Below are 24,150 nucleotides of genomic sequence, written 5' to 3'. Positions count from 1 at the left end.
CCACGGCCCGCGGCCGGCATCCGCGCAGGTCGGGCGCGGACGAGGACCGGGTTGCACACATGAGCGAAGATGGGAACGTTGATGCTGTTCGGCGCGTTCCTGCTCATGGCGGTACCGGTCCGGGTACCGGCCACCGGTGGCCGCTGTGGGGCCAGGGGGGCGTGCGGCTGACCGGCCGGTCGAGGCCAGATGGGTACCCATGTGAAGAACGCCTGGGTGAGAGCAGTACAGCGGCTGGAGAGCGAGTACCTCTCCCGGATGGGCATGTCCCTGCCCATCGCCGCGCTGGTCATCGTGGTCGGCGCGGACCTGCTCGCCGGCCAGGACCACTTCCTGACGCCCGGCATCGTGGCCGCCCCGGCGCTGGCCGCCATCACCGTCAACTGGCAGCGCACCCTCTTCATCAGCCTGCTCGGCGCCGGCATCCAGGCCGCCCTGTCGCCCTACGACGGCGTGACCCGCATCCCCGACCGGGACGTGCTCCTCGGCCAGCTCTTCGCCTACGCCGTGGTGAGCGTCTTCAGCGTCTACATCGCCTGGCGGCGCGAGGCCGGCGCCAAGGCGTTCACCGCCATCGCCTCGGTCGCCGAGGCCGCCCAGCACGCGCTGATGCACCCGCCGGAGCCGCGGGTCGGCGGGGTGCGGCTGGCCGTGCGGTACGTCTCGGCGGCCGACGCGGCCCAGATCGGCGGCGACCTGTACGCCGTGCTGGACACCCCGCACGGCGTGCGCGCGCTCATCGGGGACGTCCGCGGCAAGGGGCTCGCCGCCGTGCAGACCTCGGCGGTGGTGCTCGGCGCGTTCCGCGAGGCCGCGTACGACGAGGGCGGCCTGGCGCACGTGGCCGCCCGGGTCGACGCCAGCGTCGGGCGGCACGTGGGCACGGGTGACTTCATCACCGCGCTGTTCGCGCAGTTCGACAAGGAGGGCAGCGTCGAGTTGCTGCACTACGGGCATGTGGCGCCGCTGCGGGTGTCCGCCGACGGCACCGTGGAGACGCTGGAACCCGTCGACCCCTGGGTGCCGCTCGGGCTGGCCGGCATGGTCGCGCACGGAGAGCCGCCCGAGCCGTGGCGGGTCCCGCTGCTGCCCGGGGACGTCCTGCTCCTCTGCACGGACGGCGTCATCGAGGCGCGCAGCCCGCGCGACCACACGTTCTACCCCCTCGCCGAGCGCGCGGCCCCCCTCGTCGCGGGCTCCTGCGACGACCTCGACGGGGCCGCCGAGCGCCTCTACGCGGACCTTCTCCGCCACGCGGGCGGCTCCCTCTCCGACGACGTCGTCGTCCTCCTCCTGTCGGCCCCCTCCGCGTAGGGGGCTCCCCTACGGTGCCGCCGTCGTGGCTACGGTGCGGCTCCCCGCCGCGGGGGTTCCCGTGCGTCGCCGCACCGTCGTGGCTACGGTGCGGCTCCCCGCCGCGGGGGTTCCCGTGCGTCGCCGCCTGCCGCCCGGTGGCTGGTTGCGCGCGCAGTTCCCCGCGCCCCTAAGGTGCTCGCCCTGCGCGCGAAGGGCGAGGTTTTCAGGGGCGCTGGGGTACCCCCAGGCGAAGCTCTGGGGGAGGAACTGCTCCCCCAGAGGGGCACCCCCACCGGCCCAAAGCCGGGCTGCGGCCGGGAACGCGGAGAACCCCGACGGCGAGAATCGGCACCGTAGGAGAAGAAAACCTCAGGGGCGCGTGGCTCGCTCCAGGGCGACCAGGACGGACTCGTAGGGCTCGCCCGTGGCCCGTTCGAGAGCCGCCTCGCAGAGCCGATCGGCCGAGAGATAGAGCTCGTACGGCCGCGCGGCGACCTCCTCGGCCTCGGGCCGCGTCGCCGCGGCGATGACCCCCGCGGTCAGGGACCCGCAACCGCAGCAGCCGGCGTCCTCGGGGACGGCGACGTCGGACGCGAGGGCGCGGGCGAGGACGGCAAGCGGGTCGTCGCCGGCGGCGTCCGGCCCGGCGAGGCGGTGCCCCGCGCAGGTGGGGTGGAGGACGGCGGAACCCGCCGGCGAGGCGACCGTCAGCTTGGGCAGCAGCTGCTCCGCCGTCCAGGACACGGCGTCCACGATCGTCAGCTCCTCGTGCAGCTCGCGGTTCGCGTCGCTGAGCAGCGGCACGAGACCCTGCCCGAGTCCGAGCGCGCAGGACTGGGCGTCGACCACGAAGGGGAGCCGCCCGCCTCCGGTCCAGCCCCACGCGTGCTCGACGGCCCGGTTGGCCATCAGCGCGGCCCCCTCCTCGTGGCCCCGGGCCCGCCACGGCGCCGCGCAGCACGTGCCGGCCACGCCCGGCGGGATCCACAGCGGCGAGCCGGCCCGCTCGGCGAGCGCCACCAAGGCCTGCACCACCCAGCCGCGGCGCCCCCGGGCCGGCCCGAGCAGCCGGTTCGCGCACGCCGGGTAGTAGACGGCGGCGGCACCGCGCTGGGCGGTGTGCGGCAGCCGTGGCGCGGCACCGGGCGGATCCGACAGGAACCCAAAGGGACCGGCGGCCCCGCGCTGGGGCGTGCGCGTCGGATCGGGGAGGACGTCGCCGGGGCGGGTGCGGGCGCGTACGGCGGCTGCCGCCGCGAGGGTGCTGCGGGCGGCGCGGCCCGCCGTGCGCCAGTGCCGGGCGAGCGCGGTGGCGGCCCGCTCCTCGGCCCGGCCGCGGCGGGCCCGCCGGAAGTCCCGCATGAGGGCGCCGGTGTCGATGCCGACCGGGCAGGCGGCCGCGCACAGCGACTCCCCGGCGCAGGAGTCGACGGCCTCGGCCCCGTACCCGGCCAGCAGCGCCTCGGCGACGGGCGACCCGGCGCCCTGGCGGTGCATCTCGCGGCGCAGGGCGATCCGCTGCCGGGGTGTGGTGGTCAGCTCCCGGCTCGGGCACACCGGCTCGCACAGCCCGCACTCGGTGCAGGGGTCGGCCGCGGCCTCGATCGCCGGGAGCGTCTTCAGGCCGCGCAGGTGGCCGCGCGGGTCCTGGTCGAGCAGGACCCGGGGGGCGAGGATGCCGTCGGGGTCGAGCAGCCGCTTGACCCGCCACATCAGCGCCACGGCGGCGGGCCCCCAGACGGTCTCCAGGTGGGGTGTCAGGGCGCGGCCGGTGCCGTGCCGGGCCCGCGGGGTGCCGCCGAGCCGTTCGGTGACGGTGTGGCAGTAGTCGTCGAGGAAGGCGGCGTAGCGCTCCACGTCGGCGGGGTCGGCGGCGTCGAAGGCGAGCAGGCATTCCAAGGTGCCCTGGCCGGCGCTGCCGGCGACCGCGGCCGTCTCGAAGCCGTGCCGCTCCAGCAGCGCGAGGAGTTCGGCGCACGCCTCGGCGAGCCGGCCCGGCGGCACCGCGAGGTCCTCGCAGGCCAGGGTGATGCCGGGCGGGCGGGTGGCGCCGACCGCGGTGAGGAAGGCACGGCGGGCCCGCCACAGCCGGGCGATGGCGGCCCGGTCGCGGGTGAAGTCGTTGGCGGCCGTGGGCACCGGGCTGACCAGCCCGAGGTCGTCGCAGATCCGCCGAGCGGCCCGCTCGTAGGCGGCCAGCTCCGTCTCGTCGGCGGCGCGGAACTCCACCAGCAGGGCCGCGCACTCGGCGGGCAGCGCGGCCCACTCCCCCGGCAGGCCCGCCACCGCGGCGGCCGCGCGCAGGGTGCGGCCGTCCATCAGCTCGACCGCCTCGGCGCCGGCGGTCGCGAAGTGCGGTGCCGCCTCGGCGGCCGCGGCGAGCGCGGGGAAGAACAGCAGCGCGGCGGTGGCCGCGGGCCGGGCGGGCAGCGTCTCGTAGACCGCCTCGGCGACGAAGCCGAGGGTGCCCTGGGAGCCGATCATCAGCCCGCGCAGGATCTGCACCGGGGTCTCGGCGTCGAGGAAGGCGTCCAGCCGGTAGCCGGCGGAGTTCGGCAGCGCGTGGCCGGCCCGGATGCGCGCGACCAGCTCAGGGTCGCCCTCGATCTCGTCCTTGAGGTCCAGCAGGCCTTGGTGCAGCTCGGGTTCGGCGGCCGCGAGCGCGGTGTCGGCCTCCGGGTCGCCGGTGTCCACGACGGTGCCCGAGGGCAGCACCGCGGTCAGGGAGAGCACCGTGCGGTAGGAGTCGCGGGTGGTACCGGCGGCGGGCCCCGCGGCGTTTCCCGCGAGCACCCCGCCGATCGTGGCCGCGGCCGCGCTCGCCGGGTCCGGGCCCAGCACCCGGCCGTGGCGGGCCAGGGCGGCGTTCGCGCGGGCCAGCACGGTGCCGGGCAGCAGCCGCGCCCTGGCGCCCCCGGCCTCGACCTCCACGCCGCTGAAGTGGCGGCGCACGTCCACCAGGATGTCCTCGCCCTGGGCCTGCCCGTTCAGGCTGGTGCCGGCCGCGCGGAAGACCAGGGTGCGGCGCTCCCGGCGGGCGTACGCCATGAGCTTGGCGATGTCCTGCACGCTGTCGGGGACGGCCACCGCCTGCGGCACGAAGCGGTAGGGGCCGGCGTCGGAGGCGTACCGGACCAGGTCGGACACGGTGCCGAGCACCTTGCCGGGGCCGAGCAGGCCGGCCAGGTCGGCGGCCAGGCCCCGCGGGGAGCCGCCGGCCCGTGCCTCCTCGACGCGGTCCGGTGCGGCGGTCGCGGGCGGCCGCGGCCGCCATCCGGCCGGCTTCTCCCCCTTCGGCTCACGTACGGGCATCCGGACCTCCACTGGGGGATCACTGGGCTGCGTACACCGCTGTGGCTTTCCGTCCTGGTGCTGTCCTGGTTCCGTCCCGGCAGTCCTGCTCGTTCTGTCGATCGTCGTCGTGTTCGTGGCGTTCGTCGTACTCGTGGCGTTCGTGGCATTCATCGGCTTCGTACGGAACCGTCCCCTTGCCCGGCACCCTAAGCCCCGCTGGTGCGGGCCGCGCGCGAGCCGGTCAGGGAGGCGTAGACCACCACGTTCGCCGAGTACGCCTGGCTGGCCTCGTCGAAGTCGCCGCCGCAGGTGATCAGGCGCAGCTCGGGGCGCTGCGCGGAGTCGGCGCCGTAGACGCGGGTGGCGTCGAAGTGGGCCTTCTGGACGACCTCGACCGCCTCCACCGAGAAGTCGGCGACCGTGTGGTCCGCCCGGGTCACCTCGACCAGCGCGCCCGGCTTCACCGTGCTCAACGGGAAGAACACCGCAGGCCCGGTCTCGGTGTCCACGTGCCCGACCACGATCGCCGCCCCCGCCGACCCCGGCGCCGGACCGCCCCGGTACCAGCCGGCGACCTTCGGCGTCGAGTACGGCGGCGGATCGACCGCGCCGCCGGACAGGCCGCGCGGCACGAGCGGCGCGTGCAGGCCGATCGAGTCGATGTCCAGCCGTACGGGGTCGGCCGCGGGCAGCGGGGCGTGGGCCGCGTACAGGTGCGGCGGGTGGTCGTCGGCGGCCGCGGCGAACACCCGCGGGGCCGCGGCGCCCTGTCCGCCCGAGCCGTGCCCGACGAGCCAGGCCGCCAGCAGGAGCAGTCCGGCCGCCAGCGCCGTCCACGTCCTGCTGTCGGGCCTGGCCCGGGTGTCGCCGCGCAGCGCCGCCTCGTCGCCGTCCCGGTCGTCCCCGCCGGTCATGCCGGGTCAGCCGCGGGCCGCGCGCCGGCGGCGGTGGACGGCCAGGCCGACCAGCCCGGCGGCGGCCACGGCGCCGGTGACCAGCAGCGGCTCGGTGCTGGTGCCCGCGGCCGCGGGACCGGCGGCCAGCTGCTCGGCGCTGCCGGCGCGCTGGGCGGCGAGCTGCTTGGCGGCCCCGCCCCCGCCGGCCGGCACCGGGCGGTCCGGCTGCAGCGGGGTGACCGGCGTGGTGCCGCCACCGCTCGCGCTGACCGTGATGGACGCGCTCGCGGAGCTGCTGGAGCCGTCGCACTCCACCGACACCCGGTAGGAGCCCTCGACCGCGTCGGAGCGGATGAACGCGCTGCCGTCCATGCCGCGGCCGTCGCCGGAGGGCGCGAGGGTCACGGTGTCCACGAAGACCTTGGCGCTCGCCTTGGCGGTCTTGCCGGACTTGCAGGAGGTGGACAGGTGCAGCGAGACGACGCCGCCGGGGGCGACGGTCTGCGGCGAGACGTCCATGCTGCCCTCCGAGCTCGACGACGAGCTGGAGGAGCTGCTCGACGAACTCGACGAACTCGACGCGGACGAGCTGGACGAACTGCTCGACCCGCCGTCGTCGGCGACGGCCTGCTCGACCGGTCCTGACAGGCCGCCGACCGCGAGGACGGCGACGGCGCCGGCGGCTGCGGCGGCGGGCAGTTTCAGACCAAACATGGGGACCTCCGCTCGGCCGGGAGCGGCGACTCGCGCCCGGTGCCTACGAAGATTCCGTCCCCCGCCGCCGCCCGCACTCCGAGCGGGCCCCCAGTGGGCCACCTGGGTGACGAACCGTATACGCAGAGTAAAAACCGCGTGTCGGGACAGCGCCCCGGGTCAGATCTCCGCGACGAGGTCCGCGATCGAGTCGACCACCCGCGAGGGGCGGAACGGGTAGCGGTCGATGTCGGCCACCGCGGTCAGGCCGGTGAGCACCAGGAAGGTCTCCATGCCGGACTCCAGGCCGGCCAGCACGTCGGTGTCCATCCGGTCGCCGATCATCGCGCTGGTCTCGGAGTGGGCGCCGATCGCGTTGAGCCCGGCGCGCATCATCAGCGGGTTGGGCTTGCCGACGAAGTACGGGTCCTTGCCGGTGGCCTTGGTGATCAGCGCGGCCACCGAGCCGGCGGCGGGCAGCACGCCCTCCGGGGAGGGGCCGGTCTGGTCGGGGTTGGTGCAGATGAAGCGGGCGCCGCCGTTGATCAGGCGGATCGCCTTGGTCAGCGCCTCGAAGCTGTAGGTGCGGGTCTCGCCGAGCACGACGTAGTCGGGGTCGTGGTCGGTCAGCACGTAGCCGACGTCGTGCAGCGCGGTGGTCAGCCCGGCCTCGCCTATGACGTACGCGGTGCCGCCGGGCCGCTGGTCGTCCAGGAACTTCGCGGTGGCCAGCGCGGAGGTCCAGATGCTGGCGACGGGGACGTCCAGGCCCATCCGGGCGAGGCGGGCGTGCAGGTCGCGCGGGGTGTAGATGGAGTTGTTGGTCAGCACGAGGAAGGGCTTGCCGGAGGCCTTGAGCCCCTTCAGGAAAGCGTCGGCCCCCGGGATGGGCGTGCCCTCGTGGATGAGCACCCCGTCCATGTCGGTGAGCCACGACTCGATCGGCTTGCGTGTCGACACGGATTGCTCTCCCGTCGTGGTCATATCGGTTCCTCAAGCCTAACGGTGGCGGACACCCCCGCCGGGGCGGAACCCCGCCGCGGGGTCCCGGCCGCGGTTGCCGCGAACCCGAGCGGCGAGGAGCCGCCCCGTACGCTGGGCCGTATGGAACCCTTGCGTGTTGCGCTGGTGGGGTACGGGCCCGCGGGGGCGTACTTCCACGGTCCGTTGATCGCCGGTACGGCCGGGCTCGAACTGGACACGGTGGTCACCGGGAACCCCGAGCGCAGGGAGCAGGCGCGGGCGGAGTTCCCCGGCGTGCGGTTCGCCGCCAAGGCGGAGGAGGTGTGGTCCCGCGCGGACGAACTCGACCTCGTGGTGATCGCCGCACCGAACCGTACGCACGTGCCGCTGGCGACCGCCGCGCTGACCGCGGGGCTGCCCGTGGTGGTGGACAAGCCGCTGGCCGCGACCGCCGCGCAGGCGCGCGCGCTGGGCGTGCTCGCCGAGGAGCGCCGGCTGATGCTCGCCGTCTTCCAGAACCGCCGCTGGGACAGCGACTTCCGCACCCTGCGGGACCTCCTGGAGCGCGGCGAACTCGGCGAGGTGCACCGCTTCGAATCCCGTTTCGAGCGCTGGCGGCCCCAACTCAAGGGCGGCTGGCGGGAGTCGGACGACCCGGCGGAGGTCGGCGGGCTCCTCTACGACCTGGGCGCCCACCTGATCGACCAGGCGCTCACCCTCTTCGGCCCGGCCCGCACCGTCTACGCCGAGACGGCCGCGCTGCGGCCCGGGGCCGGGGCGGTGGACGACGCGTTCGTCGCCCTCACGCACGTCGGCGGGGTGCGTTCGCACCTGTGGATGAGTGCGGTCGCGGCCCGGTTCGGGCCGCGCTTCCGCGTGCTCGGCAGCCGCGGCGGCTATGTCGTCCACGGGCTCGACCCGCAGGAGGCCGCGTTGCGCGCCGGCCGGCGCCCCGGCGGGGGCGACGAGGGTTCCTGGGGCGAGGTGCCGCCCGCCGACTGGGGCACCCTGGGCACGCCGGACGCCACGGAGGCGGTGCCCTCGCTGCCGGGTGACTACCCCGCCTTCTACGCCGCCGTCGAGTCTGCCCTCCGCGACGGCTCCGCCCCTCCCGTCACGGCTCTGGACGCGGCGGCGTCCCTGGCAGTCATCGAAGCGGCCGCGTCTTCTTCACGGGATGGCCTCACGGTCACCCTTTGACCCGCACGGCTCCCCGCCCCCGGGACCCCCTCCGGCGGTGTGCTGGTGGGGTTCCCCCTCCGCGGGAGCAGTTCCCGCGCCCCTGGGTTGTAGGGCCTCGCCCTTCATGCGAAGGGCAAGCACCTTAGGGGCGCGGGGAACTGCGCGACCAGCCCACACCGGCCTTGCGACGGCATACGACCCGGTCGGGCAGACGGGGAGCCGTTCTTGGAGGCGCTGGGGGTACCCCCAGGCGAAGCTCTGGGGGAGGAACTGCGCGACCAGCAGGCCACCGGGCGGCAGGCGGCGACGAGGCGGGAACCCAACGGCGAGAAGCCGCCCCCCTTACGCAGGCGCGAGCTCTTGGCGCTGGCGTCCCAGCCCCTCGATCGTCAGCTCGACGACATCGCCCGGCTTCAGGTACGGCTTGGGCTCGGGCCGGCCGAGGGCGACCCCGGCGGGGGTACCCGTGTTGATCACGTCACCCGGGTACAGCGTCATGAACTGGCTGAGGTAGCGCACGACTTCGGCGACGGGGAAGATCTGGTCCGCCGTCGTGCCGTCCTGGCGCAGCACCCCGTTGACCCATAGTTTCAGGGAGAGTGCCTGCGGGTCGGGCACCTCGTCGGCGGTGACCAGCCACGGCCCCAGCGGGTTGAACGTCTCGCAGTTCTTGCCCTTGTCCCACTGACCGCCGCGCTCGATCTGGAACTCCCGCTCGGAGACGTCGTGCGCGACCGCGTACCCCGCGACGGCGGCCAGCGCCTCCTCGTGCGAGGCGGCGTACCGCAGCTCACGTCCGATGACCACGGCCAGCTCCACCTCCCAGTCGGTCTTCACGCTGCCGCGCGGCACCAGCACGGTGTCGTCGGGCCCGACCACGGTGTCCGGCGCCTTCATGAAGACGACCGGCTCGCTCGGCGCCTGCGCCCCCGTCTCGGCCGCGTGGTCGTGGTAGTTGAGCCCGATGCAGACGATCTTGCCGATCCGGGCGAGCGGCGGCCCGACCCGCAGGCCGGCGTCCAGGGCGGGCAGCGAGCCGTCCGCGGCCGCGGCGGCGACCCGGGCGAGCGCGGCCTCGTCGGCGAGGAGGGCGCCGTCGATGTCGGGCACCAGGCCGCCCAGGTCCCGCAGGACGCCGTCCTGGTCCAGCAGTGCGGGGCGCTCCGCCCCGGCGGGTCCGACACGCAGCAGCTTCACAGTCGTACTCCATACGTCAGGTCGGTCGGATCGGAGCCGGATCGGAGTTCGATCGAGGACGAACCCGTCAGGTCATCCGATGTCTGGGCCGATCCTCCGACTCCGTGCCGTCCGGCCGCAAGTCCCCGACCACCCCGTGGACCGGGCTCAGCGGGTCGCCAGCTGGGAGACGGTGTAGATCAGCAGGCCGGCCAGCGCTCCGACCACCGTGCCGTTGATCCGGATGAACTGCAGGTCCCGGCCGACGTGCGCCTCGATCTTGCGCGAGGTCTGGTCGGCGTCCCAACCGGCCACTGTCTCGCTGATCAGCGAGGTGATCTCGTCGCGGTAGGTGGTGACCAGGTAGGTGGCCGCGTCCTCCAGCCAGCTGTCCACCTTGGCCTGCAGCGCCGGGTCGGCGGTCAGCCGGCGGCCCAGCGAGAGCAGCGAGGCGCGGGCGCGCTGCCGCAGCGCGCTCTGCTCGTCCTCGGCGGCGGCCACCACCATCGCCCGCACCGCGCCCCACGCCGAGGCGATCAGGTCCTGCACCTCGGAGCGGGCCAGCAGGTCCTTCTTCAGCCGCTCCACCCGGGCGCGGGTGTCGGCGTCCTCCTGCAGCTCGTGGGCGAAGTCGGCCAGGAAGCGGTCCACGGCGCCGCGGGCCGGGTGGTTCGGGGAGTCGCGCGTCTCGGTGACGAAGCGCAGCAGCTCCTTGTAGACGCGCTCGCCGATCCGGCGGTCCACGAACCGCGGGGTCCAGCCGGGGGCGCCGCCCTGCACGGCGGTCATCACCGAGTCGCCGTGCTCCACCAGCCAGTCATGCGCCCGTACGCACACCAGGTCCACCATCCGGCGGTGCCCGCCGTCGGCGACGACCCGCTCCAGCAGCCGGCCGAGGCCCGGCCCGACCTCCTGCGCCTCGGCCCGCCGGGTGATCGCCTCGCCGACCACCGCCTGCACGTCGGAGTCGCGCAGCACCGTGAGCACGCCGCGCAGCGCCGCCGACGCCTGCTCGGTGACCTTCGCGGCGTTGTCCGGTTCTGCCAGCCAGCCGCCCAGCCGCGCGCCGATGCCGACCGTCCGCAGCCGGGCCCGTACGACGTCGGCGGACAGGAAGTTCTCGCCGACGAACTCGCCCAGGCTCGCGCCCAGGGCGTCCTTCTTCGTCGGGATGATCGCGGTGTGCGGGATGGGCAGGCCGAGCGGGCGGCGGAAGAGCGCGGTGACCGCAAACCAGTCCGCGAGCGCGCCGACCATGCCGGCTTCCGCGGCCGCCGCCACATAGCCGGCCCAGCCGCCCGCGCCCTCCTCGCCGGCCCACTTGGCCAGCCCGTACACGGCCGTCGCGACGAGCAGGAACCCCGTCGCGATCCGCTTCATCCGCCGCACGCCGACCCATCGGGCCTCGTCCGGATCGCTCCCGCCCGGTGCTGTCGGCCCCGCCACCGCTCTCCCCGCATCCATCGGCTCCACCCGCGTATTCTCACCGCCCGTCCCCTCCGAGTAACGCCCCAGCTCCCCGCGTGGCTCCCGACCCGGCGGATTCGCCACCGTGAAGCCGTGTCCGGCGGGCCGGACCTGCGGGGCCTCGCGGGACCCACCGGGCCTGGGGCGCCTCGTAGAGGCAGGGACGGCACCGGCGTGCGGCGGGGCTCCGGTGGCACCCCCGAGCAGGGGGTTCGCTGCCGCAGGGCTCAGACTGGGCGCGGGTCGGGCGCAGGTCCGGGCCGGAGCCGTACGACGTCGAGGAGCAGCCGCGCATGGGACCGCAGAAGACCGCCGGCGGACTGCCGGGGTATGCCGAGCACTTCGAGGAGCCCGAGGGGTACCTCGACTTCGCGCGGTACGGGCCGCCGTCGCGGCAGGTGGTCGCCGCGACCGCCGAGGCGCTGGGCCGGTCCGCCCGCGCGGACCACACCACCGTGAACGAGCTGATGGCCGCCGAGGTACGGGCCAGGGCCGCCGCGGCACGGCTCGCCGGCACCGACGCCGAGCACACCGTGCTGCTGCCGAACGCCTCCACCGGCCTGTTCCACGCGGCCTTCGGGCTCCCGTCCGGCGCCGTACTGGTGCCGGCCGGCGACTTCCCGTCCAACCACTACCCCTGGCGCCGCTCGGCCGCGCTCGGCCGGGCCGTCCCGCGCTGGCTGGAACCCGACGAGCAGGGGCGGATCACCCCCGACACGGTGAAGGCCGCGCTCACCGACGACGTGGTCGCCCTGTCGGTCAGCGCGGTCGACTTCCGCACCGGCTTCCGCTGCGACCTCGCCGCCCTGCGGGACGTGCTCGGGCCCGACCGTCTGCTCGTCGTGGACGCGATCCAGGGCTTCGGCGTGCTGGACCTGCCCTGGCAGGCGGCCGATGTCGTCGTCACCGGCGGCCAGAAGTGGCTGCGGGCCAGCTGGTCCACGGGCTTCGCCACGCTCTCCGACCGGGCCCTGGAATGGCTCGAACCTGTCCTGACCGGGTGGACGGGCGTCGCCGACGTCGCGCTCTTCGACGACCGCGAGCACGAGCCGGTGCCCGGGGCCGGGCGGTGGAGCGTCACCAATCTCAGCCCGGTGGCCGGCGCCGCGCTGGAGGCGGCGCTCCTCCTCGTGGAGAGCGTCGGGGTGCCCGCGATCGCCGCGCACATCGAGGGGCGGGTGGACGAGCTGATCGAGGCGGTACGGGGTGGCGGGGGCGAGCTGCTGTCCCCGGCGGACCCTTCCGAACGGGGCGGGATCGTGTCCTTCCGCCTCCCGGGCACCGCGTCCTCGCGGGTCGCCGAGGCCCTGCACGCCCACGGCGTGACCCCCACGGTCCGCCCCGACTCCCTCCGCCTCTCCGCCCACGCCTCCACCCCGGCCTCCGCCCCCACCCGAGTCCACGAAGCACTCGCCTCTCTACGGTGAACCCGCCGTGGGGGCTTCTCCGAGTTCCCGGCCGCGGGAGGGTCCTGGGCTTGTCGCGCAGTTCCCCGCGCCCCTTTCGGCTCCGCGTCTGCCCCCACCTCGCCGATCCCGGCCACAGCAGGGTGGGTGGTTGCTCGCGCAGTTCCTCCCCCAGAGCTTCGCCTGGGGGTACCCCCAGCGCCCCTGGGTTGTACAGGTTCGCTTTGCGCGCGAAGGGCAAGGTTTTCAGGGGCGCGGGGAACTGCGCGCCCAGGCAGGGGAGCCGTGCACGCGGCAGCGGCGGGGACCCCGTCGGCGGGGAGCCGGAACCCCCCACGCTCAGCGCGAGCGAAAACGTGCGAGCGATAATGCCCGGCATGGAAAAACGCCTCGTGCTTGCCACCCGCAACGCCCACAAAATCGTCGAGCTGCGAGCGATCCTCGCCGAGACGGGCCTGGACGTGGAGCTCGTGGGGGCGGACGCCTTCCCCGAGGTGGCCGACGTGAAGGAGACCGGCGTCACCTTCGCGGAGAACGCCCTGCTGAAGGCGCACGCGCTGGCCGCGGCCACCGGCCTGCCGGCCGTCGCCGACGACTCGGGGCTGTGCGTGGACGTGCTCGGCGGCGCCCCCGGCATCTTCTCCGCCCGCTGGGCCGGCCGGCACGGCGACGACGCCGCCAACCTCGCGCTGCTGCTCGCCCAGCTCGCCGACATCGACGCCCCCCACCGCGGCGCCCATTTCGCGTGCGCGGCCGCGCTCGCCCTCCCGGACGGCACCGAGCGCGTCGCCGAGGGCCGGCTGGCCGGAACCCTGCGCCGCTCGCCCGCCGGTTCCGGCGGCTTCGGCTACGACCCGATCCTCCAACCCGACGCCTCGAACGGCGAGTTCGTGGCCGGAAGGACCTGCGCGGAGCTGACACCGGCGGAGAAGAACGCGATCAGCCACCGCGGCCGGGCGTTTCGCGCGCTGGCCCGGCAGGTCGCCGAACTCCTCGGCTGAGACCGGGCGGAGGCCCGGCGGAGACCGGCAGGCGGAAGCCCGGGCACTGCGTGCGGCCGGTGGGATTCGAACCCACACGGGGGGATACCCCACTGGGACCTAAACCCAGCTCGGCTGCCAGTTACGACACGGCCGCGTGTCCCGCCATGGTATCCGCGCCGCCGGGCCCGTACGCGGGCCCGGGCCGGAATCCGGACACCCGGCCGTGCCGCCCGGCCGCCGGGTCAGACCTTCAGGTCCCGCAGCAGCTTGGCGACGTGCCCGGTGGCGCGGACGTTGTAGAACGCCTCGGCGATCTTCCCCTCCTCGTCCACGACGAAGGTGGAGCGGATCACGCCCATCACGGTCTTCCCGTAGTTCTTCTTCTCCCCGTAGGCGCCGTAGGCGGTGAGCACCGAGCGGTCCGGGTCGGCCAGCAGCGTGACCTTCAGCGACTCCTTCTCGCGGAACTTCGCCAGCTTCTCGGGGGCGTCGGGCGAGATGCCGAGCACGTCGTAGCCGGCGGCGGCCAGCACGTCGAGGTTGTCGGTGAAGTCGCACGCCTCCTTGGTGCATCCGGGCGTCATCGCGGCCGGGTAGAAGTAGACGACGACCTTGCGGCCGCGGCGGTCGGCGAGCGCGACCTGGTTGCCGTCGGCGTCGGGCAGGGTGAAGTCGGGGGCGGTGTCGCCGGGGGCGAGGCGGCCCGGGGTGCCGGCCGCGGGGGTCGAGGAAGCGGACATGGGGTTGGCTCCTGGTGCGGGGGCGAACGGGGTGCCGACGAGGCGCGCGCCGCGTCGTACTGACAGACTGTCCGAACGCTACCTAATCAGGCGATGGAGGAAGTGCCGTGTCGGAAGCTGCCAGGACGCCCGCCCAGATCGAGGCGGACATCACGCGCAGGCGGCAGGACCTCGCGGTGGTGCTGGACGAGATCGCGGTACGGGTGCACCCGGTCACGATCGCGCGCGACACCAAGGCGAAGGCGGTGTCCGCCGTGGACCGCACCGTCGGGCAGGCGTACGTCGCCGCGAACCGGGCGGTCGGCCGGGCCCGGGCGCAGTTCGTGGACGAGGACGGATCGCCGCGGATGGACCGGATCGTGCCGGCCGCTGTGGCGGGCGCCGCACTGGTGGCCGCGGTGGCCGGTATCACGGTGTGGCGGCGGCGCCGGTAGGTTCGTGGTCGTGAGTTCGAAGAGTGAGCACGACAAGCTGCCCATCCGGATGCTGCACGACCGCGTGCTGGTGCGGCAGGACAACGGGGACGGCGAGCGCCGCAGCGGCGGCGGCATCCTCATTCCGGCGACCGCGGCCGTCGGCAAGCGGCTGGCCTGGGCCGAGGTGGTCGCGGTGGGCCACAACGTGCGCAGCGTCGAGGTCGGCGACCGGGTGCTGTTCGACCCGGAGGACCGGGCCGAGGTCGAGGTGCAGGGCGTGGCCTACGTCCTGATGCGCGAGCGGGACCTGCACGCGGTGGCCGCCGAGCGGCTGGAGGGCACCGACGACTCGACGGGCCTGTACCTGTAGCCGTCCCGCGGCCGTCCGGTAGCCGCCCGGACGGGCCGGCCCCTGGACCGGCCCCTCACCGGCCGGCGGCCGTCTACGGCGGGAAGGCGTTCGCCGCGTCCTGCGCCGAGCCCCGGCCGTCCGGCGGGTTCGGGTCGTTCGGCGGCGCGCCGAGCGGGCCGACCGTGTCGGTGGGCTCCCCCACCGGCGGCGGGCTGCTCTCGACCGGCGGCGTGGTGCCGGTCGGCGGGGTGCTCGGGGTGCCGCTGCCGCTCGGCGGGGTGCTCGGGGGTGTGCTGCTCGGCGGCTGCGAGCCGGTCGGCGGGGTGCCGGTGGTCGAGGGGCTGCCGGTGTCGGTGGGCGTGCTGCCGGGCTCGTCGCTGGGGGCCTCGGTCTGCGCGCCCTGGGCGAGGTCGAGGTCGAAGTCGGTGGTGGGCACGTCCCGCAGCGCGGAGGCGGTGTAGTCGGCCCACACCTGGCCGGGCGGGCCGCCGCCGTTGACCCGGTCCTGGTGCAGGGCGCCGTAGAGCGGTTCCTGGGCGCCGTTGGCGGGGTTCATGCCGAAGACGGCGACCACGGTGGCGAGCTTGGGGGTGTAGCCGGCGAACCAGGCGGCCTTGTCGGAGTCCGCGGTGCCGGTCTTGGCCGCGGCCGGCCAGCCGGAGTCGGAGGCGACCGCGGCGGTGCCGCCGGGGTTGTCCACCACGCTCTCCAGCATGGCGGTGGTGGTGTCGGCGGCGGTGCGCGGCACCGCCTGCACCGGGTCCCGGCGGGGCAGCCCCAGGTCGTGGCCGTCCTTGGTGACCTTGGCCACCAGGGAGTACGGGATCTGCTTGCCGTGGTCGGCGAGCGTGGCGTAGACCTGCGCCATGTCCAGCGGGCTGGCGCTCTGGTTCTTCGCGGAGTCCTGGCCGAAGGCGCCCAGCGCCATGGCGGGCGTCTGCGGGATGTCCACCTCGGGGGGCATGCCCAGGTCGTGCGCGGTGTCGATCACCTTGGCGGTGCCGACGTCCTGCGCCATCTGCGCGAAGACGGCGTTGACGGACTTGTCCATGGCCTCGGTGACGGTGATGTCGCCGTAGTCCACGTCGTCCTCGTTGGCCGGGTGGTAGCCGACCGGCCCGTTCGGGCCCTGCACCTGGCGGCCGCTGTCGCCGTTGTAGATCGTGGTGGGGCGGATCGGCTGGCCGTCCTGGGTCCTGGAGTCGTTCTGCAGCGCCGAGGTGAATATCACCGGCTTGAAGGTGGAGCCCGGCTGGTAGGTGCGGTTGGTGGCGCTGGAGACGTACTGCTTCGTGTAGTCGATCCCGCCGTAGAGGGCGACGACGTCGCCGGTGGCGGGGTCGATGGACGCCCCGCCGGCCCGTACGTACTTGTCGGCCTTGGCGTGGCCGAGCTTGTCGTACACGTCGTCCTGGGCCGCCTTGACGAAGGCGTCCTCCTTGGGCTTCTGGATGGTGGTGACGATCCGGTAGCCGCCGCGGCGCAGGGCGTCGGCGTCCACGATGTGGTGCGAGGTCAGGTAGTTGTTGACGGCCTCGATGATGTAGCCGCGCTGGCCGGCCTTGCTCGCGGTCGCCTTGGGGGCACCGATCTTCGGGAAGGCGGTGGCGGCGCGCTGGGCGGGGGTCAGCCAGTGCTCCTTCACCATGCCGTTCAGCACGTAGTTCCAGCGGGCCTTGGCCGCCGGGGCGTTCTCGGGGTGGGCGGCCAGGTCGTACTCGCTGGGCGCGTTGAGCAGCGTGGCGAGGTAGGCGCCCTCGGCGGTGGTCAGGTCGGCGGCGTTCTTGTCGAAGTACGCCTGGGCGGCGGCCTGGATGCCGTAGGCGTTGCGGCCGTAGTAGCTGGTGTTCAGATAGCCCTCGAGGATCTGGTCCTTGGACTCGTTGCGGTCCAGCTTGATCGAGATGAAGAACTCCTTGACCTTCCGCGAGGCGGTCTGGTTCTGGTTCAGGTAGTAGTTCTTCACGTACTGCTGGGTGATCGTGGAGCCGGACTGCTTGCCCTTGCCGGTGGCGGTGTTCCAGGCGGCGCGGAGCATGCTCTTCGGGCTGACCGCGGACTCGTGGTAGAAGTTCCGGTCCTCGGCGGCGAGCGTGGCGTACTGCGCGGTCTTGGAGACCTCGGCCAGCGTGACGTTCTGCCGGTTGACCGCGCCGTCGCGGGAGATCTCCGTCTTGCCGTCGGCGTAGTAGTAGACGTTGTTCTGCGCGACCGCGGCGGCGTTGGCGTCGGGGATGTTCACCAGCGCGTAGCCGGCGAAGAAGGCCCCGATCAGGAGCAGCAGCAGGGTGAGGCCGCCGCCGAGCGCCATCCGCCAGGTGGGCAGCAGGCGGCGCAGCCCGGTGCGCCGGGGGCGCCCGGGGCGGTCGGTCAGCGTCGGGTGGGGTCCCCACCCGCCCTGGCCGGCCGGCGCGCCGTAAGCGCCGCCGGCCGCCGTCCGGCTCGGATCGTCACTCATGTCTGTTGGGACTCCTCGGCCGCCGCCATGGTTGGTCTGCGGCGGAACATATGGACCAATCGTTACGTACGCGTCCGTACAGCCACGTAGCCCTCCGACTCACACTGTCGCATCATCTGCTCGCACCTCCGCCGCGGCACGCATCCGTGACAGGGCTGTGACGGGCCGTCCGGCGCATCCTGCTCACCTGTTCGGACGGCTAAAACCGTTGGCGCGCCTGGTCGGAGCGGTAATAGGCTCGGCGGCTTGTGTCGCGCGCCACGTGAGGGGGTTCACATCCGATGGGCGGCTTCTACGGGGCCGTGGTCACCCGGGGCTTCCGCCGCTATGCGACCTACCGCTCGGCCACCGCGGCGGGGGTGGTGACCAACAGCGTCTTCGGGCTGATCATCGCCTACAGCTACATCGCCCTGTGGGACCAGCGGCCGCACCTGGGCGGCTACAGCGAGCCGCAGGCGCTCACCTACGTGTGGGTCGGCCAGGCGATGCTGGCGGTGATGGCGCTGATGGGCGGCGGGTTCGAGGACGAGCTGATGGACCGGATCAGGTCCGGCGACATCGCGGTGGACCTGATGCGCCCGGCCGACCTGCAGACCTGGTGGCTGTCGGCCGACCTCGGCCGGGCCGCCTTCCAGCTGCTGGGCCGCGGGGTCGCGCCCATGGTGTGCGGCGCCCTGCTCTTCGACCTGGCGCTGCCGTCGGCCCCGGGGACCTGGCTGCTGTTCCTGGTCTCGGTGGCACTGGGCGTCGTGGTGAGCTTCGGCCTGCGCTTCCTGGTGGCGCTGAGCGCCTTCTGGCTGCTGGACGGGGTGGGCGCCACGCAGATGGCGATGCTCGCCGGGCTGTTCTTCTCCGGGATGCTGCTGCCGCTCAACGTCTTCCCCGGCGGCCTGGGCGAGGTTGCCCGGGCGCTGCCCTGGTCGGCGATGCTCCAGGTGCCCGCCGATGTGCTGCTCGGCCGGCACCGCGGCACGGGCGCGCTGGCCGCGCTGGCGTTCCAGGCCGGGTGGGCGGTGCTGCTGCTGGCGGCCGGGCGGCAACTGCAGGGCGTGGCAGCCCGGCGGGTGGTGGTGCAGGGTGGCTGAGCTGACCCCCGGCGAGGTCGCGGCGGCGCTGCCCGCGGCCGCCGGCCGGCCGGAACACCAGGAGCCGCGGTGGCAGCCGGCCGAGGCGATGCGTGCCTACGCCCTGATCGTGCGCATGTGGGTGCGCTCGACGATGGCCTACCGCACCTCCTTCGTGCTGACCGCGCTCGGCAACCTCGCCGCCACCGGGCTGGACTTCCTGACCATCGTGCTGATGTTCGCCCACATCCACGCGCTCGGCGGGTTCACCCTGCCCGAGGTGGCCCTGCTCTATGGCGCCACCAGCACCTCCTTCGGGATCGCCGACCTCACGCTCGGCTCGATGGACCGGCTGGGCCGGCGGGTGCGCGACGGCACCCTCGACGTCCTGCTGCTGCGCCCGGCCCCGGTGCTCGCCCAGGTCGCCGCCGACCGCTTCGCGCTGCGCCGGCTGGGCCGGATCACCCAGGGCGTGCTGGTGCTGGGCTGGGCGCTGCTGCGGGTGGACGTGCGCTGGAGCCCGGTGAACGTGGCGCTGGTGCCGGTGATGCTGGTCTCGGGCGCGGTGATCTTCGGCGCGGTCTATGTGGCCGGCGCCGCCTTCCAGTTCCTCGCCCAGGACGCCGCCGAGGTGCAGAGTTCGGTGACTTATGGCGGCAACACGATGCTGCAGTACCCGCCCGGGATCTTCGCCCGGGACCTGGTGCGCGGGGTCACCTTCGTGGTGCCGCTCGCCTTCGTCAACTGGCTGCCCGCGCTCCACGTGCTGGGCCGCCCCGACCCGCTGGGCCTGCCCGGCTGGCTGGACTTCGCCTCCCCCGCCGTCGCGCTGCTGTGCTGCCTGCCGGCGGCCGCGGCCTGGCGGGCGGGACTTCGCGCCTACCGCAGCACAGGGAGCTGACCGTGAGCACCACCGCCGGCACCGCGCCGGTCATCGAACTCGACGGTGTCGAGAAGGTCTTCGACGTCCGGCGGAAGACCGGGACGCTGCGCCGCACCCGCACCCGGGTGCGCGCGGTGGACGGGATCTCCTTCACGGTGCCGCGCGGCGAGGTCGTCGGCTACATCGGGCCGAACGGCGCGGGCAAGTCCACCACCGTGAAGATGCTCACCGGCATCCTCAACCCCAGCGCGGGCCGCATCCGCATCGACGGCATCGACCCCACCCGCGAGCGGACCAGGCTGGCCCGCCGGATCGGCGTCGTCTTCGGGCAGCGCACCACGCTGTGGTGGGACCTGCCGCTGCGCGACTCCTACGAGTTGGTGCGCCGGATGTACCGGGTGCCCGACGCGGTGTACGCCCGCAACCTCGACACGTGCGTCGAACTCCTCGATCTGGGGCCGCTGTTGGAGGTGCCAGTGCGTCAGCTCTCGCTCGGCCAGCGGATGCGCGGCGACATCGCGGCCGCGCTGCTGCACGACCCCGAGGTGCTCTACCTGGACGAGCCGACGATCGGCCTGGACGTGGTGAGCAAGAGCCGGGTGCGGGACTTCCTGCGCGGCTTCAACGCCGAGCGGGGCACCACGATCCTGCTCACCACGCACGACCTGACCGACATCGAGTCGCTGTGCCGCCGGGTGATGGTGATCGACCACGGCCGGCTGGTCTACGACGGGGGCCTGGACGGGCTGCACGCCTCCGGCGAGAGCGAGCGCACCCTGATCGCGGACTTCGCCCGCGAGCTGCCGCCGATCGACCTGCCGGGAGCGCGCTGCGTAGGCGTGGACGGGCCGCGCCAGTCCTTCGCCTTCCCGGCCGGCCGCAGCGCGGCCCCGCTGGTGGCCGCGCTCGCCGCCGACCACCCGCTGGTGGACCTGTCCATCCGGGAGCCCGCCATCGAGGACGTCATCTCCCGGATGTACGGGGCCACTTCGTGACGCGGCGGGCGAAGGCTCAGGCCAGGGCGTCCAGTTGGGCCTTGGTCAGCTCGGCGCAGCCGGCGGTGGCCAGGGCGAGCAGCGCGTCGAGTTCGGCGCGGTCGAAGGGGACGCCCTCGGCGGTGCCCTGGACCTCCACGAAGCGGCCGTCGCCGGTGCACACCACGTTCATGTCGGTCTCGGCCCGCACGTCCTCCTCGTAGGCGAGGTCGAGCACGGGGGTGCCGTCCACGATACCGACGCTCACCGCGGCCACGCTGCCGGTGATCGGCTTGGCCTTGGCCCGCACCAGGTGGTTGGCCTGCATCCAGGCGACCGCGTCGACCAGGGCGACGTAGGCGCCGGTGATCGCGGCGGTGCGGGTGCCGCCGTCGGCCTGCAGCACGTCGCAGTCGAGGACGACGGTGTTCTCGCCGAGCGCCTTGTAGTCGATCACGGCCCGCAGCGAGCGGCCGATCAGCCGGGAGATCTCGTGGGTGCGGCCGCCGATCTTGCCGCGGACGGACTCGCGGTCGCCGCGGGTGTTGGTGGCCCGCGGCAGCATGCTGTACTCGGCGGTCACCCAGCCCTCCCCGCTGCCCTTGCGCCAGCGGGGCACGCCCTGGGTGGCGCTGGCGGTGCAGAGCACGCGGGTGTCGCCGAAGGAGACCAGGACGGACCCTTCCGCGTGCTTGCTCCAGTTGCGCTCGATGGTGACAGGGCGGAGCTGGTCGGGGGTGCGGCCGTCGAATCGTGACATGCGCCCGAGCCTATCCGGGTGACGGACCCGGCCGCGCGCCGCCCGCTCCCCGGGCGGCCCGCGCCCCGGCGGGGAGCCGAGCCGGACGCACGACGGGGACGCGGCCGGCACGCGGCAAGGACGGCCCGGCGCCGGCTCCGGGGGGCCGCCCGGCTGGAGCCCGGGTCGCCGCCCGGCTAGAGCAGCGCCCCGATCTCGGCGGCGAGCGGGTCCGCGTCGGTGCCGACGACGACCTGCACGGCGCTGCCCATCTTCACCACGCCGTGCGCGCCCGCCGCTTTCAGCGCGGCCTCGTCCACCCGCCCGGGGTCGACCACCTCGGTGCGCAGCCGGGTGACGCAGCCCTCGATCTCCTCGATGTTCTCGATGCCGCCGAGCCCGGCGACGATCTTCTCTGCCTTGCTGGCCATCTGCGCCTCCTGCCTTCGCCCGTGGCGGCCGGCCGACGGGTCCGCCGCCTTCCGTTATGTCACGCCCGGCCGGTCCGCGCCTGCCGTGGCCGCACCAGGACCGGGCCGGGCCGCGATCAGGCCGGGTCAGCCCGGGTCGGGCCCGGGTTCAGACCTCGTAGACCGCGCCGGCCTTGGCGAGTTCGACGGGTCCGGCGAAGGCGGCCTGGGCGTCGCGCAGGTTCACCGAGGGGTTGGTCCACGGCGGGATGTGGGTGAGCACCAGCCGGTCCACGGCCGACCGGGCCGCCACCTGGCCGGCCTCCCGGCCGTTGAGGTGCAGGTCGGGGATGTCCTCCTTGCCCGCGGTGAAGGACGCCTCGCACAGGAACAGGTCGGCGCCGCCGGCCAGCGAGAGCAGCGCCTCGCACGGCCCGGTGTCGCCGGAGTACGCCAGCACCCGCCCGTCGGCCTCGATCCGGAAGCCGTACGCCTCCACCGGGTGGCAGACCGCGGCGGCGGTCACCTTGAACGGGCCGACCTCGAAGGAGCCGGTGCGCAGGGTGCGGAAGTCGAAGACCTCGCTCATGCAGGTGTCGTCGGGCACGTCGCCGTAGGCGATGTTGAGCCGCCGCTCGGTGCCGGCCGGGCCGTAGACGGGAATCGCGGAGACCGGGCCGCCCTCGTGCCGGTAGTAGCGGGCGACGAAGTAGCCGCACATGTCGATGCAGTGGTCGGCGTGCAGGTGGCTGAGGACGACCGCGTCCAGGTCGTACAGGCCGCAGTGGCGCTGGAGTTCACCGAGAGCGCCGTTGCCCATGTCGAGCAGCAGCCGGAAGCCGTCGGCCTCGATCAGGTAGCTCGAGCACGCGGAGTCCGCGGACGGGAACGAGCCCGAGCAGCCGACGACGGTGAGGTTCATCGCGGGGTACACCTCCGTTGGCGCGGCGCATCGGCCCGGTCCGGCTCCGAGGTGGCGGGACGCCCGCCACGTTTAGAGAGGGTAAAACGGCGTGCTCGCCGCCGCGCTCCCGCGGGGCCCGGTTGTGGGCGGAATCACCAGTGCGGGTCACCCGTGCGGGTGAGCGCCCGCGGTCGGCCGTGCGGGTGCCCGCGGGGCGCCCGCGGGGCCGGTTCCGCGGCCCGTTCCGGCCTGCCCGGCAGGCCCGTTCGCCGGACCCGCGGGCCCGGAGCCGGCCGGTGAGCGCCGTCGGTACGGACCGGACGGACCGGCGCGGCCCACCACGGAGGTGGCCGGGACCCGGCACGTACAAGCGTGGCCCCGGCACGTATCGGCACGGGCCCGGCCCGGACCCGGCGCTGCCCTACCGCCGAGGGGTCAGGCCCAGAGCTGCCCGTGCAGCGCGGCCACCGCGTCCTCGGTGGAGGCGGCGGTGTAGATGCCGGTGGACAGGTACTTCCAGCCGCCGTCGGCGACGACGAAGACGACGTCGGCGCGCTCGCCCGCGCGCTGCGCCTTGGCGGCGACGCCGAGCGCCGCGTGCAGGGCGGCGCCGGTGGACACCCCGGCGAAGATGCCTTCCTCCTGCAGGAGTTCGCGGGTGCGCCGGACCGCGTCGGCGGAGCCGACGGAGTAACGGGTGGTGAGCACGGTGCCGTCGTAGAGCTCGGGCACGAAGCCCTCGTCGAGGTTGCGCAGCCCGTACACCACGTCGTCGTACCGGGGTTCGGCGGCGACGATCGCAATGCCGGGGACCTTCTCGCGCAGGTAGCGGCCGACGCCCATGAGGGTGCCGGTGGTGCCCAGGCCCGCGACAAAGTGCGTGATGGTGGGCAGATCGGCGAGGATCTCGGGGCCGGTGGTGGCGTAGTGGGCGCCGGGGTTGGCCTCGTTGCCGTACTGGTAGAGCATCACCCAGTCCGGGTGCTCGGCGGCCAGCTCCTTGGCCACGCGCACCGCGGTGTTGGAGCCGCCGGCGGCCGGCGAGGAGATGATCTCCGCGCCCCACATGGCGAGCAGTTCGCGCCGCTCGCTGGAGGTGTTCTCCGGCATCACGCAGACCATGCGGTAGCCCTTGAGCTTCGCGGCCATCGCCAGCGAGATGCCGGTGTTGCCGGAGGTGGGCTCCAGGATGGTGCAGCCGGGGGTGAGCAGGCCGTCGGCCTCGGCCCGCTCGATCATGTGCAGGGCCGGCCGGTCCTTGACCGAGCCGGTGGGGTTGCGGTCCTCCAGCTTGGCCCACACGCTCACCCCCGCCGAGGGCGACAGCCGGGGCAGCCGCACCAGGGGGGTGTTGCCGACGGCGGCGAGCGCGCTGTCGTACCGCATCAGCGGGCGCCGGCGGGCATGGCGGCGGCACCGGAGCCGCCGGCCACCGCGGGCAGGATCGTCACGTTGTCGCCGTCGGCGACCTTGGTGGCGATGCCGTCGAGGAAGCGGACGTCCTCGTCGTTGAGGTAGACGTTCACGAAGCGGCGCAGCTCGCCGCCCTCGACGACGCGGTCGCGCAGGCCCGCGTGCCGGCTGTCCAGGTCGGTGAAGAGCTCGTCCAGCGTGGTCCCGGTGCCCTCCACGGCCTTCTGCCCGTCGGTGTAGGTGCGGAGGATGGTCGGGATGCGGACCTCGATGGCCATGGCTGCGCTCCTGTGCAGGCGGAATGGTGCGGGCTGGCGTTCTTGCGGCTTACATGCGGCTTGGGTGCGGAGGGAAGGTGCGGGCGGTGCGGGACGGGACCGGTGGCCCTGGCCCCTCCTGGGCCCTCCGCAGGTGGAAACGACGCGGTCATCGTAACGATTC

At 74.1% G+C, this 24,150-nt stretch carries 22 protein-coding genes and 1 tRNA gene; 9 read left to right on the top strand and 14 right to left on the bottom strand.

The window, feature by feature from the left end; translation table 11 throughout:
- The first annotated feature begins 216 nt into the window (after positions 1–216).
- Entirely contained in the window at positions 217–1,314 is a 1,098-nt protein-coding gene (locus tag BLR33_RS16815; protein WP_143031702.1) for a PP2C family protein-serine/threonine phosphatase, read from the top strand.
- Positions 1,315–1,665: 351 nt separating this feature from the next.
- On the opposite strand, the gene BLR33_RS16810 is transcribed toward BLR33_RS16815, so the two are convergent.
- The 4 genes from BLR33_RS16810 to BLR33_RS16795 all read right to left on the bottom strand — a co-directional run bounded on the left by BLR33_RS16810 (position 1,666) and on the right by BLR33_RS16795 (position 7,139).
- Positions 1,666–4,608 (bottom strand): FAD-binding and (Fe-S)-binding domain-containing protein, encoded by a 2,943-nt coding sequence (locus tag BLR33_RS16810; RefSeq protein WP_093785303.1) that lies wholly within the window; start codon positions 4,606–4,608, stop codon positions 1,666–1,668.
- A gap of 188 nt (positions 4,609–4,796) precedes the next feature.
- A complete protein-coding gene (locus tag BLR33_RS16805) occupies positions 4,797–5,504 on the bottom strand; it encodes a class F sortase (protein ID WP_093785302.1) in 708 nt (235 codons plus the stop codon).
- Between the two features lie 6 nt (positions 5,505–5,510).
- The gene (locus tag BLR33_RS16800; RefSeq protein WP_093785301.1) at positions 5,511–6,200 is read right to left on the bottom strand and encodes a hypothetical protein; all 690 of its coding nucleotides are present in this window, start codon (positions 6,198–6,200) and stop codon (positions 5,511–5,513) included.
- A 159-nt stretch (positions 6,201–6,359) separates the two neighbouring features.
- Entirely contained in the window at positions 6,360–7,139 is a 780-nt protein-coding gene (locus tag BLR33_RS16795; RefSeq protein WP_093785548.1) for an HAD-IIA family hydrolase, read from the bottom strand.
- Between the two features lie 144 nt (positions 7,140–7,283).
- Between BLR33_RS16795 and BLR33_RS16790 the strand changes: the two genes are divergently transcribed.
- Positions 7,284–8,342, top strand: a complete 1,059-nt coding sequence (locus BLR33_RS16790) for a Gfo/Idh/MocA family oxidoreductase (protein ID WP_093785300.1) — start codon at positions 7,284–7,286, stop codon at positions 8,340–8,342.
- A 324-nt stretch (positions 8,343–8,666) separates the two neighbouring features.
- On the opposite strand, the gene BLR33_RS16785 is transcribed toward BLR33_RS16790, so the two are convergent.
- Both BLR33_RS16785 and BLR33_RS16780 read right to left on the bottom strand, forming a co-directional pair.
- The gene (locus BLR33_RS16785) at positions 8,667–9,521 is read right to left on the bottom strand and encodes a fumarylacetoacetate hydrolase family protein (RefSeq protein WP_093785299.1); all 855 of its coding nucleotides are present in this window, start codon (positions 9,519–9,521) and stop codon (positions 8,667–8,669) included.
- 147 nt (positions 9,522–9,668) lie between these two features.
- Positions 9,669–10,964, bottom strand: a complete 1,296-nt coding sequence (locus tag BLR33_RS16780; RefSeq protein ID WP_093785298.1) for a DUF445 domain-containing protein — start codon at positions 10,962–10,964, stop codon at positions 9,669–9,671.
- Positions 10,965–11,260: 296 nt separating this feature from the next.
- On the opposite strand from BLR33_RS16780, the gene BLR33_RS16775 reads away from it, so the two are divergent.
- Complete coding sequence (locus BLR33_RS16775; protein ID WP_093785297.1) at positions 11,261–12,394, top strand: aminotransferase class V-fold PLP-dependent enzyme; 1,134 nt, start codon at positions 11,261–11,263, stop codon at positions 12,392–12,394.
- 356 nt (positions 12,395–12,750) lie between these two features.
- Complete coding sequence (gene rdgB / locus BLR33_RS16770) at positions 12,751–13,374, top strand: RdgB/HAM1 family non-canonical purine NTP pyrophosphatase (protein ID WP_093785547.1); 624 nt, start codon at positions 12,751–12,753, stop codon at positions 13,372–13,374.
- 51 nt (positions 13,375–13,425) lie between these two features.
- Here the strand turns inward: rdgB and BLR33_RS16765 are convergent.
- Positions 13,426–13,510 (bottom strand) — tRNA-Leu (locus BLR33_RS16765).
- An 88-nt stretch (positions 13,511–13,598) separates the two neighbouring features.
- Complete coding sequence (gene bcp / locus BLR33_RS16760; RefSeq protein WP_093785296.1) at positions 13,599–14,096, bottom strand: thioredoxin-dependent thiol peroxidase; 498 nt, start codon at positions 14,094–14,096, stop codon at positions 13,599–13,601.
- 107 nt (positions 14,097–14,203) lie between these two features.
- Between bcp and BLR33_RS16755 the strand changes: the two genes are divergently transcribed.
- The gene (locus BLR33_RS16755) at positions 14,204–14,530 is read left to right on the top strand and encodes a DUF3618 domain-containing protein (RefSeq protein ID WP_093785295.1); all 327 of its coding nucleotides are present in this window, start codon (positions 14,204–14,206) and stop codon (positions 14,528–14,530) included.
- A 49-nt stretch (positions 14,531–14,579) separates the two neighbouring features.
- Positions 14,580–14,882 (top strand): GroES family chaperonin, encoded by a 303-nt coding sequence (locus BLR33_RS16750; protein WP_093785546.1) that lies wholly within the window; start codon positions 14,580–14,582, stop codon positions 14,880–14,882.
- Positions 14,883–14,955: 73 nt separating this feature from the next.
- Here the strand turns inward: BLR33_RS16750 and BLR33_RS16745 are convergent, their stop codons facing one another.
- Complete coding sequence (locus tag BLR33_RS16745) at positions 14,956–17,322, bottom strand: transglycosylase domain-containing protein (RefSeq protein WP_093785294.1); 2,367 nt, start codon at positions 17,320–17,322, stop codon at positions 14,956–14,958.
- Between the two features lie 281 nt (positions 17,323–17,603).
- Between BLR33_RS16745 and BLR33_RS16740 the strand changes: the two genes are divergently transcribed.
- The 3 genes from BLR33_RS16740 (at position 17,604) to BLR33_RS16730 (ending at position 20,264) form a co-directional block, all read left to right on the top strand.
- The gene (locus tag BLR33_RS16740; RefSeq protein WP_093785293.1) at positions 17,604–18,407 is read left to right on the top strand and encodes an ABC transporter permease; all 804 of its coding nucleotides are present in this window, start codon (positions 17,604–17,606) and stop codon (positions 18,405–18,407) included.
- 88 nt (positions 18,408–18,495) lie between these two features.
- Complete coding sequence (locus BLR33_RS16735) at positions 18,496–19,287, top strand: ABC transporter permease (protein WP_093785545.1); 792 nt, start codon at positions 18,496–18,498, stop codon at positions 19,285–19,287.
- On the top strand, positions 19,284–20,264 hold the full coding sequence (locus BLR33_RS16730; RefSeq protein WP_245771482.1) for an ABC transporter ATP-binding protein: 981 nt from the start codon (positions 19,284–19,286) through the stop codon (positions 20,262–20,264). The genes BLR33_RS16735 and BLR33_RS16730 overlap by 4 nt, the downstream gene beginning before the upstream one ends.
- Before the next feature lie 16 nt (positions 20,265–20,280).
- Here the strand turns inward: BLR33_RS16730 and rph are convergent, their stop codons facing one another.
- From rph to BLR33_RS16705, 5 genes are all read right to left on the bottom strand, one after another.
- Positions 20,281–21,003: a ribonuclease PH gene (rph, locus tag BLR33_RS16725; RefSeq protein WP_093785292.1), complete on the bottom strand. Its 723-nt coding sequence runs from the start codon at positions 21,001–21,003 to the stop codon at positions 20,281–20,283.
- A 176-nt stretch (positions 21,004–21,179) separates the two neighbouring features.
- The gene (locus BLR33_RS16720) at positions 21,180–21,413 is read right to left on the bottom strand and encodes a glucose PTS transporter subunit EIIB (protein WP_093785291.1); all 234 of its coding nucleotides are present in this window, start codon (positions 21,411–21,413) and stop codon (positions 21,180–21,182) included.
- A gap of 148 nt (positions 21,414–21,561) precedes the next feature.
- On the bottom strand, positions 21,562–22,314 hold the full coding sequence (locus BLR33_RS16715) for an MBL fold metallo-hydrolase (RefSeq protein ID WP_093785290.1): 753 nt from the start codon (positions 22,312–22,314) through the stop codon (positions 21,562–21,564).
- A 417-nt stretch (positions 22,315–22,731) separates the two neighbouring features.
- The gene (locus BLR33_RS16710; RefSeq protein ID WP_093785289.1) at positions 22,732–23,682 is read right to left on the bottom strand and encodes a PLP-dependent cysteine synthase family protein; all 951 of its coding nucleotides are present in this window, start codon (positions 23,680–23,682) and stop codon (positions 22,732–22,734) included.
- Entirely contained in the window at positions 23,682–23,987 is a 306-nt protein-coding gene (locus BLR33_RS16705; RefSeq protein ID WP_093785288.1) for a MoaD/ThiS family protein, read from the bottom strand. The genes BLR33_RS16710 and BLR33_RS16705 overlap by 1 nt, the downstream gene beginning before the upstream one ends.
- Positions 23,988–24,150: the final 163 nt, after the last annotated feature.

This window comes from Actinacidiphila guanduensis, assembly GCF_900103985.1.
GTDB classification, from domain to species: domain Bacteria; phylum Actinomycetota; class Actinomycetes; order Streptomycetales; family Streptomycetaceae; genus Actinacidiphila; species Actinacidiphila guanduensis.
The sequence above is the reverse complement of the archived record's forward strand: the minus strand, read 5'-3'. Positions and strand labels throughout refer to the sequence as shown.